8 protein-coding genes and 4 pseudogenes are annotated in these 13,445 nt (G+C 71.3%); 5 read left to right on the top strand and 7 right to left on the bottom strand.

The genetic code is table 11. The features are described 5' to 3' along the window. Positions 1–116: 116 nt before the first annotated feature. A complete protein-coding gene (locus ABTY15_RS24340; protein ID WP_350598778.1) occupies positions 117–902 on the bottom strand; it encodes a gamma-glutamyl-gamma-aminobutyrate hydrolase family protein in 786 nt (261 codons plus the stop codon). A gap of 241 nt (positions 903–1,143) precedes the next feature. On the opposite strand from ABTY15_RS24340, the gene ABTY15_RS24335 reads away from it, so the two are divergent. Beyond that, the gene (locus tag ABTY15_RS24335) at positions 1,144–2,052 is read left to right on the top strand and encodes a LysR substrate-binding domain-containing protein (protein ID WP_350598775.1); all 909 of its coding nucleotides are present in this window, start codon (positions 1,144–1,146) and stop codon (positions 2,050–2,052) included. A 69-nt stretch (positions 2,053–2,121) separates the two neighbouring features. On the opposite strand, the gene ABTY15_RS24330 is transcribed toward ABTY15_RS24335, so the two are convergent. Both ABTY15_RS24330 and ABTY15_RS24325 read right to left on the bottom strand, forming a co-directional pair. Continuing rightward, positions 2,122–3,384, bottom strand: a complete 1,263-nt coding sequence (locus ABTY15_RS24330; RefSeq protein WP_350598768.1) for a hypothetical protein — start codon at positions 3,382–3,384, stop codon at positions 2,122–2,124. A gap of 329 nt (positions 3,385–3,713) precedes the next feature. Continuing rightward, positions 3,714–3,903: pseudogene (locus ABTY15_RS24325) on the bottom strand (flavodoxin family protein); the annotation flags it as partial. Between the two features lie 298 nt (positions 3,904–4,201). On the opposite strand from ABTY15_RS24325, the gene ABTY15_RS24320 reads away from it, so the two are divergent. Both ABTY15_RS24320 and ABTY15_RS39830 read left to right on the top strand, forming a co-directional pair. Beyond that, positions 4,202–6,331, top strand: coding sequence for a SpoIIE family protein phosphatase (locus ABTY15_RS24320; protein ID WP_350598766.1), 2,130 nt, complete (start codon positions 4,202–4,204; stop codon positions 6,329–6,331). Positions 6,332–6,358: 27 nt separating this feature from the next. Further along, positions 6,359–8,200, top strand: coding sequence for a SpoIIE family protein phosphatase (locus ABTY15_RS39830; protein ID WP_502893577.1), 1,842 nt, complete (start codon positions 6,359–6,361; stop codon positions 8,198–8,200). Between the two features lie 182 nt (positions 8,201–8,382). Here ABTY15_RS39830 and ABTY15_RS24305 read toward each other — a convergent pair. Together ABTY15_RS24305 and ABTY15_RS24300 are read right to left on the bottom strand one after the other, a co-directional pair. After that, a pseudogene (locus tag ABTY15_RS24305) lies at positions 8,383–8,583 on the bottom strand (flavodoxin family protein); the annotation flags it as partial. 638 nt (positions 8,584–9,221) lie between these two features. Continuing rightward, entirely contained in the window at positions 9,222–9,833 is a 612-nt protein-coding gene (locus ABTY15_RS24300) for a TetR/AcrR family transcriptional regulator (protein WP_350598760.1), read from the bottom strand. Between the two features lie 102 nt (positions 9,834–9,935). On the opposite strand from ABTY15_RS24300, the gene ABTY15_RS24295 reads away from it, so the two are divergent. Next, on the top strand, positions 9,936–11,156 hold the full coding sequence (locus ABTY15_RS24295) for an alpha/beta hydrolase family protein (protein WP_350598752.1): 1,221 nt from the start codon (positions 9,936–9,938) through the stop codon (positions 11,154–11,156). A 224-nt stretch (positions 11,157–11,380) separates the two neighbouring features. Here ABTY15_RS24295 and ABTY15_RS24290 read toward each other — a convergent pair. After that, positions 11,381–11,993: pseudogene (locus tag ABTY15_RS24290) on the bottom strand (MFS transporter); the annotation flags it as partial. Between the two features lie 78 nt (positions 11,994–12,071). On the opposite strand from ABTY15_RS24290, the gene ABTY15_RS24285 reads away from it, so the two are divergent. Next, positions 12,072–12,707 carry a LapA family protein gene (locus ABTY15_RS24285; RefSeq protein ID WP_350598785.1) on the top strand — a complete coding sequence of 212 codons (636 nt, stop codon included), beginning with the start codon at positions 12,072–12,074 and terminating at the stop codon, positions 12,705–12,707. Between the two features lie 221 nt (positions 12,708–12,928). Here ABTY15_RS24285 and ABTY15_RS24280 read toward each other — a convergent pair. After that, positions 12,929–13,317, bottom strand: a pseudogene (locus ABTY15_RS24280) (sensor histidine kinase KdpD); the annotation flags it as partial. Between the last annotated feature and the right edge of the window lie 128 nt (positions 13,318–13,445).

Here is a 13,445-nt window from a genome sequence, read left to right as displayed (position 1 = left end):
GCTGCGCAGGTGGCCGAACACCGCTTCCATCGCGCTGACGCGCCGCGGGATCGAACCACCTGTCTGGCTGTCTGACAGGTTCACAGGCCGATCCTCGGGGTCGGAGCACAGCGGTGTCAAGACACCGGCGTCGCCCCGGTGACGGGCGAACTCCGCCGGACGCGCACCTTCCGCTCGCCGGTGCGACCCGGAGCGGAGGCCGGGGCCGACCTGCCCGCGGCCACCAGAGCGTGCACCACCGCCAGGTCGAAGGACATTTCGGGATGCCACTGGACGCCGACCACGAAGCGGTGCCGGGTGCTCTCGATCGCCTCGATGGTGCCGTCCGCCGCGCGCGCGCCCACGACCAGGCCGGCCCCGAGGGATTCCACCGCCTGGTGGTGGTGCGTGGCGACCTGCCGCGTCCCCGGAATGAGCGCACCGATCCGTGTCCCCGGCACCGTGGTGACGGCATGGGGCGAGAAGTGGCCGCCGTGCAGGTTGTGCCCGTGGTGACCCACCGCCTCGGGGAGGTGCTGGATCAGGGTGCCGCCCGCGTGCACGTTCATCAGCTGCATGCCCCGGCACACTCCGAGCACCGGAAGGTCACGCGCGAGGGCCTCGGCCAGCACGGCCCACTCCCAGCGGTCGCGCTCGCGCACCGGCGGCTGCGTGCACGGATGCGGCTTCGCCCCGTACAACGCGGGATCCAGGTCCTCACCGCTGGTCAGGACGATCCCGTCCAGGCCGGCGACGACATCCGGCGCGGCCTCCGGCGCGTCCGGCGGCAGCAGGACCACACGACCGCCCGCCGCCTGGAGGCAGCTGATGTAGGCCGCGGGCAGCAGCGCCGCGGGCAACTCCCACTCCCCCCACTGGGCTTGGGCGAGATAGGTGGTGAGTCCGATGAGCGGCTTGGGCATACCACTTCCTTACAGCTGGGGGATCGACCGTCGACGGCCGTCTCCTCCGCAGCCCGCCTGACGGAGGCGGTTGCGGAGGAGGGGGTGCACGGCCCCACGGGCGCACGAACGCGCCCGACGACGGGGGGTGTGGGCCGCGGACCCGGGCTTGCGCATCCGGGCCGCGAGCAGAATCCTGCTGCCGTTCACCCTTAAGTACAAGAAAAGACATCTTCGCGACAGATAAGTGAGCGTTAACTCCGTGCAGAGACTCGACCCCCGACTGCTCGCCACCCTTGAAGCCGTGATCCGCCAAGGCTCCTTCAACGCCGCCGCGCGCGAGCTGGGCTACAGCGCGCCCGCCGTCTCACAACAGATCGCCGAACTCGAGCGCCGGGCCGGCCTCATCCTGATAGAGCGCCGCCCCGTGCGCGCCACCCCGGCAGGCACGGTCCTCCTCGACGCCGAACAGCGCGTCCGGAGCGCCCTGGCGGCGGCCTCCCTGGAACTCGACGCCATGCGCGCGGGCACGGCCGGACGGATCAGGCTCGGCGCCTTCGCCTCCTCCGCCGCCGGCATCGTCCCGCAGGCGCTGGCCGAGCTTCACGCGACCTATCCCGACGTCCGGGTCAGCCTCTCCCAGGTGGAGCCCGAAGCCGGCTACAGCCGGCTCAAGCGTGGAGACATGGACCTGGCCCTCAGTTACGACTACGACTTCATCCCGATGCCACCGCCCCGGACGCTGCGCCGAACGCTGGTCGCCCGGGACCCGGTCGTGGCCGTCCTCCCGGCCGACCACCACCTCGCCCACCGGGACGTCATCGACCTCGCCGACCTCGCGTCGGAGACGTGGATCGCCGCCCCGGAGGCCGCCCTGCGCCTGGAACTGCTCGCTCAGATGGCCAGGACCCCCGGCTTCCAGGCCCGGCTGGAATACGACGGTGACGACTTCAACACCGTGCTCGGCTTCGTGGCCGCCGGCCTGTGCGTCGCCGTCATGCCCCGGCTCGCCCTGCCCCCGGGCAGCGCGCAGGTCGTGGCACGCCCCCTCGCCGACCCGGAGCTGACGCGCTTCATCTACACCGTCCGCGTCGACACCCGGCACGCCCCGCGCGCCCTCCTGGCCCTGGAACGGATGCTCGCCGCGCAGGCGCTGGCCGCCCTCTCGTGAGCGGGGGCAACGCCCCGACGGTGCGGAGCGTTGCCGGCCCGCCTGCGGGCCGGCCCTCCGGGCCGCCCCTCAGGCTTCCGACCGGACGCCCCGGTCGGCGGTGAGCCGCTCGCGCCACTCGGCCACGGCGACAGGGGACATCGCCGCGAGACCGGCGATCACCTCATCGTCCCGCCCGTCGGTCCAGCTGAGGACCCGGGTCAGGACGGTGTTCCGGACCAGGCGGACCTCCTTCAGCAGCTCCTCCAGACGCTTCAGTTCTTCCCCGGTGGCGACGAGCGCGTCGTCGACTGCCGCCCTTTCCCCGGCCCGCTGTTGCCGCAGGTAGGCCGTCAGGCCGGTGAGGACGACGCCGTCGTCGGCCGCAGCGCTGCGGAACGTCTCGGCGAGGTGGTCCAACACGCAGTCAGGGGCGTCGGCGAGACTCGCTCCCACGACCTTCGCGCCCTCCCAACTGCTCCGTCCGGCATCGCTGGTCCGCAGCCAGAGCCCGGCTTCGACCGGGGCGCGGTCGCCGCAGGCGGCCGCGCGGTAGGCGTACAGGGCCGCACGGTGACCGTAGAAGGTGTAACCCTCCTCGATCCGGACGCCCGCCGTGGCGCACATCAGGCCCGGAACGCCGCCGTATCCGGAATCGGCTTTGTATGCGGCACAGCCGTCCAGCTCGGCGTCGGTGGCTGTCGCCCAGGCCGGGTCGCAGAACTCGGGGTTGCCGGCGAGGAAGTCCTGCACTTCGACCCGCCACGCGGGAACCGGGCTCATGCGGGGCTCGGACCAGGTCACGGTTCCCCTCGCGTCGAGCGTGAACCGGCAGGCCTGTTCGAGATCGGTCCAGGCCGTAGCGGCTTCGGCGGACCATTCCAGATCCCCGCCCGAGCCCACGCGGTGCAGCGAGCCGATCACCCGCTGGACCAGGGGCAGTACCCGCCGGACGAGCGCATGGAGCTCCTCGACACCGAAGAAGCGCCAGGTGTCGGCGCCCTGGTCGTCAACGGTGCGGTGGGTGAGCAGGACCGCGAACACGGCCGGGGACGGCAGTGCGCCATCGCCGACCGTAGCGCGGCGATGTCCCGGGAGCGACTGGTCGACCGACCCGCCCTGTGCTCGCCAGTCGGTGTCACCGAACCAGACGGCACCGGTGGCGACATCGACGGCGAGCCACTGTTGGTAGCAGTTGCCGGGCCCGAACCGGTCCTGGCGGTGCTCGGCCTGCCGGTCATGCCACACGTATTCCGCTGGAGGCGGACTGAATTGGACGGCGACGAAACCGTCCTGCGGGGTATACCCGACGACCACGTGTGCCGTTGGTTTGCTGTGCTCGGTCCCGGACATGCGGCTCCCTCCGTGCCGGACCGTGGCGGTTCCACCACTGTGCGACACCGAGCCTGCCCTGTGAGAGCCGTACGATCAAATCCGATCAGTTGTGGACTTCTCATCCTGCGGGGTCCGCGCAGGAGCGGACCCGACGGCAGGCGACCGCAGACCTTCGGTGCTCCTCCCCGGTGCGCCGTGGCAGGAGTCGGACCTTGACGCCGCGCCGGCGGACGGCGCATGATCGGACCGCGAACCTGTCAGACAGCCAGACGGGTGCCTTGGTTCATCGACACGGCACCGCGGCGCCGCGATCAGGCTCCAGCTGCTGTTCCACCGAGGCCGGCCATTCAGCGATGCTCGGGGTTCTCGAAGTCGAAGCGGCAGCCGGCGTCCCACTCGGAACGCTGGTTGCCGTGGGCCGGGATGCCGCCGGCGTCCTTGAGCATCCTGGCCAGGTGCAGCTGGTTCCAGGTCATGAACGTGGTGTTGCGGTTGGTGAAGTCGTTCATTCTCCGGCCCGCCGGAGCCCTCGTCGAGGCTCACCTCGAACGGCAGGGTCCGGAGCAACTCCGACTTCTCCGCCGACCGCAGTCGGTCGGCGTGGCGGCAGCCGCAGTGCGCTGACAGCAGCAGAGCGGGCATGGCGACCTTGCGGCAACGCCCGGTGCCATTGACGGCGGTGAGGCCTTCCCCGGCGCACTCCGGGTTCGCCGGCGGGACCGCCTCGGGGCCCGGCCGAGAGGCGGCGGCGGGACATCCGGTACCGACAAGGCCAAGATGGGAGAGAGGGGCTACCGGTCCGCTCGTCGGCTCGAATGGAGTTGCCGTCGTAGACATGTCACAGAATCCACCGTCGCGGCCCGGCCCCGAGCCCGCCGAGGCGACGGCGAAGCACGGCCTCGAGGCCCTGGCACAGAAGCTACGGTCGGCGCAGAAGCGGCTCGACGCGCACCTCGGCGGTCTCTACCTACTGTCGGACGACCGTCAGCTGCTCGAACTGGCGGTCACGATCGGTGCCGCTCGGCAGTTCACGAGACCGTGGCAGCACATCGGCGTTTCCGCCCCGATCCCGGTGGCCGACGCCGTGCGCAGCGGCCACGTCGTGTGGGTGGGCGGTGCGCAGGAGATGGCACGCCGCTATCCGAGGGTCGCCGTCGCCATGCCGTACCCGTTCTGTCTCGGGGCCGTGCCGCTCGTCGCGGGGCCGACAGCGTACGGTGCCGTCTTCCTGATCTGGCCCGCGTCGCATCCGGCGCAGCTGTCGCCCGATGAACGCGACAGGCTCGACGCGCTCGCCTCGGAGCTGACCAGAGTGCTGACCGAGGCGGCCGGCGCGGGCGGTCCGATCCGCCCCGGCCCGCACCCCGTGGTGGTGCAGGAACGTTCCGTCGACCCGATCACCGCGATGACCGGCCGGCTGCCGGACGGCTTCTGCGACATCGACCTGGACGGCCGGGTGGCAGCAGTGACCCCGGCCGCCGCCGAGCTGCTCGGCGAGCCGGTCGAGCGGCTGCTGGGGGCGCGGCCGTGGACGGCGCTGCCGTGGCTGCGCGATCCGGTGTACGAATACCACTACCGGGCGGCGGTCATCAGCGGGCAGTCCACCTCATTCGTCGCACTTCGACCGCCGGACCGGTGGCTGTCGTTCCAGCTCTTCCCAGACACCACCGGCCTCACCGCCCAGATCACCACCGCCGATGCCTCCCGCCACGGCCCGGCCGCCGAAGCATCCGCCGAGCCTGCGGTGCACACCCGGCCCGGAGCGCTCTACCACATCCTTCACCTCGCCAGCGCACTGACCGAGGCGGTCACCGTGCAGGACGTCGTGAGCATGGTCTCCGACCAGATCGTGCCGGCGTTCGGCGGCCAGGCCGTCGCGGTGCTACTGGCCGAGGCCGGCCGGCTGCGCATCGTGGCCCACCACGGCTATCCCCCCGGCCTGGTCGACCGGTTCGACGGCACCAAGTTGACGGAGGCCACTCCCGGTGTGCAGGCGTCGACCAGCCCCGTGCCGGCCTTCTTCGAGAACCGCGGCGAGTTGGAACGGCTCTACCCCAACCGCCCCGAGACCCAGGACGGGATGGCCGCGTGGGCGTACCTGCCGCTGGTGACCTCGCGCAGGCTGATCGGTACCTGTGTGCTCGCGTTCGCCGAGTCGCACCACTTCAGCACGGAAGAACGTACCGTCCTCACCTCACTCGGCGGTCTGATCGCCCAGGCACTGGACCGGGCCCGGTTGTACGACACCAAGCTCGGCCTCGCCCACGGCCTCCAGGACAGCCTGCTGCCCCACGCGCTGCCCGCCGTACCGGGGCTGCAGACCACAGCGCGCTACCTGCCGGGCACCGAGGGCATGGACGTCGGAGGCGACTTCTACGACATCATCCGCGTCGGGCCCGGCAGCGTGGCCGTGGTCATCGGCGACGTCCAGGGCCACAATGTCAACGCTGCCGCGTTGATGGGCCAGATCCGCACCGCCGTGCGCGCCTTCGCGGCGGCCGACGCCGATCCCAGCACCGTGCTCACGCGCACCAACCGCCTCCTGGCCGACCTGGACACCGGCCTGCTGGCCAGCTGCACCTACCTTCGCGTCGATCTCAACCGCCGCGTGGCCTGGCTGGCCGACGCCGGCCATCCCGTGCCCCTGCTGTACGGCGTGGACGGCCGAGCGCAGCCACTGGAGCCGCCCGGCGGCGTGGTGCTGAACGTCGACCCCGCAGCCGAGTACCCGCAGATGCGCATCGACCTGCCGATCGGCACCACCCTGGCCCTCTACACCGACGGCCTCGTCGACACACCCGGTGCCGACCCCGATCAGGCTCTGGCCGACCTCACCGTCACGTTCGCCCGCCACGGCGGCGACCCGCTCGACCAGCTGGCCGACGCGCTCGTCGGCCGGGCCGAACAAGCAGAGCACCGGACCGATGACATCGCGCTGCTGCTGGTGCGGTCCGTCGCCCGCTGAAGCGCGACGGGGAAGGAGACGGTTTCCGTGGCAAGCACTCCCCTGCTGGCCCTACGTGGCATCTCCAAGCGGTTCGGTGCCGTGCAGGCCCTCAGCGACGTCGGCCTCGACGTCGATGCGGGGGAGGTCGTCGCGCTGGTCGGGGACAACGGTGCCGGCAAGTCCACCCTGGTCAAGGTCGTCGCCGGAGTGTGCCCGCCGGACAGCGGCGTCATCGAGTGGGAGGGCAACCGGGTCGACCTCCGCAAGCCGATGGACGCCCAGGACCTCGGCATCGCCACCGTCCACCAGGACCTGTCGCTGTGCGACAACCTCAACACGGTCGCCAATCTCTTCCTCGGCCGCGAAGTGCGCAGGTTCGGCATCCTCAACGAGGTCGAGATGGAACGACGCTGCCGCGAGCTGCTGAACGCGCTGTCCATCCGGATACCCAGTCTGCACGTCCCGGTCGGCTCGCTCTCCGGCGGCCAGCGGCAGACCGTCGCGATCGCGCGCTCACTGATCGGCGAACCCCGGTTCGTGATCCTGGACGAGCCCACTGCCGCCCTCGGCGTCGGACAGACCGCCCTGGTCCTGGAGCTGATCGAGCGGCTGCGCTCCCAAGGGCTCGGCGTGCTGGTGGTCAGCCACGACCTGGAGAGCGTTCGTGCGGTCGCAGACCGGGTGGCAGTGCTGCGTCTCGGCCGCAACGGAGGCTTCTTCGACACGAGGTTCGCCACGCACGAGCAGATCGTCTCGGCCGTCACCGGCGACCACAGCACGGCCGTGACCCTCCAGCAGAGCCTGCTGCCGCACGGACTGCCCGAGCAGAACGCACTCGACGTCGCCTACCGCTACCTGCCCGCGCAGCAGGGCGTCGGCGGAGACTGGTTCGATGTCATCCCGCTGTCCGGCAGTCGCGTAGCGCTGGTCGTGGGAGACATCGTCGGACACGGCGTGCACGCCGCCGCCACCATGGGCCGTCTCAGAACGGCGGTGCACAACTTCTCCATGCTGGACCTGCCGCCCGACGACCTCCTGGCCCACCTCGACGAACTCGTCAGCCGGATCGACAAGGACGAGAACACGGCGCGCGGTGATACCGGGATCACCGGGGCCACGTGCCTGTACGCGATCTACGACCCGGTATCTGGGTACTGCGAGCTGGCGCGGGCGGGCCATCTTCCACCCGCGTTCATCGCGCCCGACGGCACGGCGGAGTACCTCGACCTGCCGGCCGGCCCGCCGCTCGGCGTGGGCGGACTACCCTTCGAGACGGCACAGCTGAAGGTGCCCGAGGGCGGTCGGCTGGTGCTGTACACCAACGGCCTCGTCGCGGACCGCAGCCGGGACATCGACCATGGACTCGCGCTCCTCCGCGACACCCTGGCCGGTGCCGACCCGACGCCCGAGGAGACCTGTGACGCGGTGCTCGACGCACTGCTGCCCACGAGCTCAAGGGACGATGTCGCCCTTCTCGTGGCGCGCACCCGCGCGTTGTCGGACGACCGCGTCGCCCAGTGGGACGTGCCGTCGGACCCCGCCGCGGTGGCCGGCGTCCGGGCCTGTGCCACGGCGCAGTTGGCAGAGTGGGGCCTGGACGAGATGGCGTTCAGCACGGAGCTGATCCTCAGCGAGCTGATCACCAACGCGATCCGGTACGGCGGCGCGCCGATCACCGCCCGCCTGCTGTGGGATCGAACGCTGATCTGCGAAGTCTCGGACACCAGCAGCAGCGCCCCACACCTGCGCTACGCCGCAACCACCGACGAAGGCGGGCGCGGACTGTTCCTCGTCGCCCAGATCGCCGAACGCTGGGGCAGCCGCTACAGCCCAGCCTGCAAGATCATCTGGGCGGAGCAGCAACTCCCCACGACGCCCCTCCGCTGAACGGCCAGGCTGGCTCGGGCTGCTGGTGTACACCTGGCACCTTCGTCCGCGGTCCGCGGCCTCGACGACCGCCGGCTCGGCCCGATCCTCTCGACGGTGCAGGTACGCCACGACTGGCTCGGTGCGGTGGTGGGTGTCGCCTGAGAACGCCAGCGGACGGGCAGCTGCAGCCTGCACCGCGGTCAGCGGTGTTCGGGGTTCTCGAAGTCGAAGCGGCAGCCGGCGTCCCATTCGGAGCGCTGGTTGCCGTGGGCGGGGATGCCGCCGGCGTCCTTGAGCATCCGGGCGAGGTGGAGCTGGTTCCAGGTCATGAAGGTGGCGTTGCGGTTGGTGAAGTCGTTCTCCGGCCCGCCGGAGCCCTCGTCGAGGTAGGACGTGGTGGGTGTGGAGCGAATCTACGGCCTTCGGAAACGACGGAACACTCGGTATCGGCGAGAGGATCCCGACGCCTCGAGTGGCTCCCCCGGCACCGGCCAAGAGCAGGCAAAGTACGATCAGCGCGCTCGTTTCCCCGACTCTGTAAAAAGTGCCCCGGATGGTGTTCAAGCGGCTTCTCGGCGCCCTGGGCGTCGGTGGACCCACCGTCGACACGGTCCTGTCATCGTTCGGCGGTGCCCCGCCGGCCGCAGTAGTCGTTCATCAGGTGGGCACCGTCGGTGAGAAGGGCCGAGTCCACTCCCAGACAACCGTGGCCCAGGACGGGATGGAGCGGACGGATCGTGTACTGCCCGCCGCCCGCCGGCTCCAGGACGTAGGTGGGTACGTTCCCCGGACAGTCGAACTGTCCGACTCGGCCACCGCTGTCGTGGGCCGTGGACTCCCCGAGGCAGGGACGGGCGCCCGCGGTCCGGATCAGGTACGCGCCCGCCGCGAGCGGCGCCTGCTCCGGACGGCCGGTGACGGGAACGACCGGGGAATCCGAACCCTCGCCCATGAGCGCCATCCCGCCTGCCACCGCGCCCACGCCGCCCACCGGCCGCGCCGGCGGCCCACCACCCATGCGGGTGCCCCGCCCGACCGCCTAGTCTGCCGCGGACGCACTGCTTGCGCCGGGCGCGCTTCCGTCGCCGAGCAGTCTGTCGACGAGGAGTTCGGGGTAGCCACTGTCCGGCGGGTCGATGCCGAAGATCGCCCGGATGTAGAACGGCGCGATGAGCTGGTCGAGGATCTGCTCCAGGGGTGGCGGGTTCTCGCCCCGGGCCGTGGCCCGCCGGCGGATCTGCTCGATGGAGTGCATCCGGCGCTGGAACTGCTGCGCGCGCTCGGCCTGGGCCTGGGCGCTGTTCGGCATGGACAGGACGACGGCACGCACGAGGGCGCGTCCCTCGGACGTACGGATGCTCGCGACGCTGGCTTCGGCCCAGGCGAGGAGGTCGCCGCGCAGGGTGCCGGTGTCGTTCAGCGGTGAGTCGCGTTCGAGACGAGTGGTCACCGTGTCGGCCAGGAGTGCGTCGAGGTTGCCCCAACGCCGGTAGACGCTGGTGTGGTTGACGCCGGCGCGTTGCGCGATCGCGGGGATGTTGAGGTCCTCGCCCGCCGGGTCGGAGAGCAAGTCGACGACTGCCTGGTGGACGGCCGCGCGGACCTCTTCGGGGCTCCTGCGCACTCGTGCGGACGCTTGTTTCTGGGTCATGCCCCCATCGTAAGCACAAATATTTGCTTCGGAGGGTTCCCGGGTCTACAGTTCCTCGCGTAAGCACAAATCTGTGCTTACGAGCCCCACGGAGAGTGTGCGATGAAGCAGCTGCTGTTCCCGAACAACATCCAGTTCTGGTACGAGACCCTGCGGTCGATGAGCCACATCGCCTACGGCGGCGCGGACTTCGGCGAGGTCGTCGCGACCGCCGAGCGGATCACCGAGGGCGACTACGCCAGCTGGTACACCGAGTGGCTGGCCGCCGCCGACCGGGTGTCCGGAGAGGCCGAGAAGGCACTGGCGGCCGGCCACAGGGTCAGTGCCCGGGACGGGCTCCTGCGGGCGTCGAACTACTACCGGTCGGCCGAGTTCTTCCTGCACGGCCACCCCTGCGACCCCCGTCACGACCACGCCTACGACCGCAGCGTGGCCTGCTTCCGGGCGGCGGCCGCGCTGTTCACCCCGGTCATCGAGCCGGTCGAGATCCCGTACCAGGACACCACCCTGCCGGGTTACCTGTACCGCGTCGACGACTCCGGGGCACCACGGCCCACGCTCATCATGCACAACGGATTCGACGGCACCGCCGAGGAGTTGCACTTCTTCGGGGCGATGGCCGGTGTCGAGCGCGGCTACACCGTGCTGGTCTTCGACGGCCCCGGCATGCCCGGGCCGCGCCACCGCGAGGGCCTGGTCTTCCGCCCCGACTGGGAGAACGTCATCACCCCCGTCGTGGACTTCGCCGAGACCCTCCCGGAAGTCGACAACAGCCGTATCGCACTCCTCGGCATCAGCATGGGCGGTGTCCTCGCCCCCAGGGCCGCGGCGTTCGAGCACCGCCTGGCCGCGCTGATAGCCGTCGACGGCCTCTACGACCTCGGCCAGACCTCCGTCCGCAACATCCCCGGTACCCGCGAGGAGGCCGAGCGGCTCCTGCGTGCGCAGTCCGCCCCCGAACTCGACGCCGCCCTCGAACAGATCATGACCGAGGATCCGATCGCCCGCTGGGCGATCAACCACGGCATGTACGTCATGGGCGTCGACACTCCCCGGGCCTTCAACGCCTCCTACCTCGACTACAGCCTTGCCGGCGGCATCGCCGAACGGATCCAGTGCCCCACCCTCGTCTGCGACGCCGAGGACGACATGTTCTTCAAGGGCCAGCCCGAGCAGCTCTACGACCACCTCACCTGCCCCAAGACCTTGATGGTCCTCACCGCCGAGGAAGGCGCCGGCGCCCACTGTCACCCCGGTGCCATGCGCCTGTCCCAGGCCCGCATCTACGACTGGCTCGACGACACCCTCAAGGCGACCTCCTGACAAGCCGATGACCCGAGCTCAGCCGACCCGGCCCGGCCCGGAGGAATCCCCGGGTCGGGTACGGGACGCCGACCACCGGTGCGCCTCGACGATCCGGTGCAGGCCCGCGAACGTGGCGTACCCCGTGACCGGCCCATCCGGCTTGGCGGAAGGGTGGCCGGCTTACCCGGCGCGGCGAGGGTGACCAGGTCGGCGATCCGTGCCGCGACGGTCGTGGCCCTGGGTCAGCTCCCCGACATGGCACCCGCGTGCACGGGATCCCGGGATTCCGGCCGATCCGGGTCACCGGCCGGGGCGGCGGCGGCGCGCAGCGCGGCCTCGACCCGGCGGTTGCTGGTCATGGTCGCGGTGACGGCGGTCATGGTGAGGAGGAGGCCGGCGGCGGCGTAGAGCGGGGTGCGTACGTCGCAGGTGGTGGCCAGCCAGCCGCCGAGGAAGGCGCCGAACGGGGCGGCGCACATGCCGAGCATGCGGGAGGTGGAGGCGACCCGGCCCATCAGGTGGGCGGGGACGATCGCCTGCCGGAGGGAGGGAGGGAGCGAGCACCATCGTGGCGCCCATGCCCGCTCCGCAGGCGGCGAGCGCGAGGCCGGCGACGTACGGGTTCGGGGCGGCAGCCAGGCCCAGGACGGCGAGTCCCTCGACCGCGGCCGTGCAGGTCAGCGCGGTGCCGGTGCCGAGTCGTCGGCCGAGGAAGGAGGCGATGCCCGCGCCGAGCAGACCGCCGGTGGCCTCCGCCGTGAGGAGCAGGCCGAAGCCGAAGGTGCCGATGCCGAGACGGTCGTGCGCGAAGAGGGCGAGTACGGTCTCCACGGCGAAGAAGGCGATGTTCCCGGTGGGGACCGCCGCTCGCGCCCCGGTCACGGACCGCGGCCGCGCCGAGGACGACGGCCCCCGACCACCCCGGTCGGCTCGGTGGTCTTCTCATGGGCGGGCTTCCTGATCATCATCGAGGAGGCCGGGGTCAACACCACGGTGATCGTCGCCGCGGTCAGCGCCCTGCTGGTGCTGCACGGCACCCAGGCCAAGGAGATGGCCGCGCTGCACGGCAACGCCGTCGACAGCAGCCAGTTCCCGGGCGGCCACTGGCCGGTGTCGGTCAAGCCCGCCAAGCGGTCGGTGGAGCGGCTGCGCGCCGCCGGCCCGGTGCCGTCCGGGCAGGTGCGCCAAGGCCCCCCGGGCCGTGCCAGGGCGGGTCCCGTGCCCGGCTCCCACACCGGCCCTGGGCCCGCACCGGCACCTTCCGGGGACGAATCCCGCAAATCCCCCGATACTGAAACCATGCCGCAGAACGCCAGCACGCACCACGAGCCGTCGCGTCTCACGGTCAAGGGCCGCGAGGTACGGCTGCGCACCATCGCCATGGCCGTCATCGCGGTCCTGGCCGTCTGGTTCATCGCGGTCAACACGACCTCGGTGACCATCACCTTGTGGGTCTCCGACGTCACCATGCCGCTCTGGGTCGTCCTGACCGTCACGATCCTCGTCGGCATGCTGATCGGCGTCTTCCTGACCCGCCGCCGGGCCGCCCGCAAGTCGGCCCGACAGTGATCGCGGAGCCCGGACGGCGACACCCTGAGCCCGCCCGGCCCGGCCCGAACACGCTCTACGACGCCGCGTCGCTGACCAAGCTGCTGGCCACCTGGCCGCTGATCGGACTCACCGACAGCATCACCACCGACACCACGGTGCGGGACCTGCTGCCCGACCTGCCGGACGAGGCGCCCGGCGCGAACGTCACGGTCGGGCAGATCCTCGCGCACACCTCCGGCCCCGGCATCCAGCAGCTCCTGCACGTCCTGCCAGCGCTTGGGGTTGCGGCTGCCCGGGACGTTCGGTGAGCCAGTTCGTCCACCAGCGCGAGCGCGGGCCGACGGGCGGGCACGGCGTCGAGGTCGAACTCGGTCAGCTCGATCCCCCGGTACGCCACGTTGCGGCGCGGCACCACCGGCAGACCGGCCAGCTGCTCCTCGGTGCCCCGGCGGCCGCAGGTCTCCACGAAACCGACCACCACGCCCAGCCCGCCGTCACGCAGCCGCCACCCCTCGGCGAGCATCGCGGTCGTCTTCCCGACCCCGGGCGCCGCGCCCAGGTACACCCGCAGCTTCCCGCTCACCGCCGAACTCACCGCCTCACCGGCCGAGTGCCTCCGCAGCTCCATGATCCCCCGGTACGGGCGAAGCGCCCGGCGGGGTCGGCCGGGCGTTCGACGGACCGGACGGTCGCGGTGTCAAAGCTCCGTCAGCACGGTGGGAAGGTCTCGTCAAATCCACAGCCTCTTCCTCCCGG

This window comes from Kitasatospora sp. NPDC097643, from assembly GCF_040302625.1.
Classification (GTDB): Bacteria; Actinomycetota; Actinomycetes; order Streptomycetales; family Streptomycetaceae; genus Kitasatospora.
The sequence above is the reverse complement of the archived record's forward strand: the minus strand, read 5'-3'. Positions and strand labels throughout refer to the sequence as shown.

Coding starts and splice junctions, on each gene's coding strand:
- ABTY15_RS24340 (WP_350598778.1), bottom strand. CDS start 902: ATGCCCAAGCCGCTCATCGGACTCACCACCTATCTCGCCCAAGCCCAG.
- ABTY15_RS24330 (WP_350598768.1), bottom strand. CDS start 3,384: ATGTCCGGGACCGAGCACAGCAAACCAACGGCACACGTGGTCGTCGGG.
- ABTY15_RS24320 (WP_350598766.1), top strand. CDS start 4,202: ATGTCACAGAATCCACCGTCGCGGCCCGGCCCCGAGCCCGCCGAGGCG.
- ABTY15_RS24300 (WP_350598760.1), bottom strand. CDS start 9,833: ATGACCCAGAAACAAGCGTCCGCACGAGTGCGCAGGAGCCCCGAAGAG.
- ABTY15_RS24295 (WP_350598752.1), top strand. CDS start 9,936: ATGAAGCAGCTGCTGTTCCCGAACAACATCCAGTTCTGGTACGAGACC.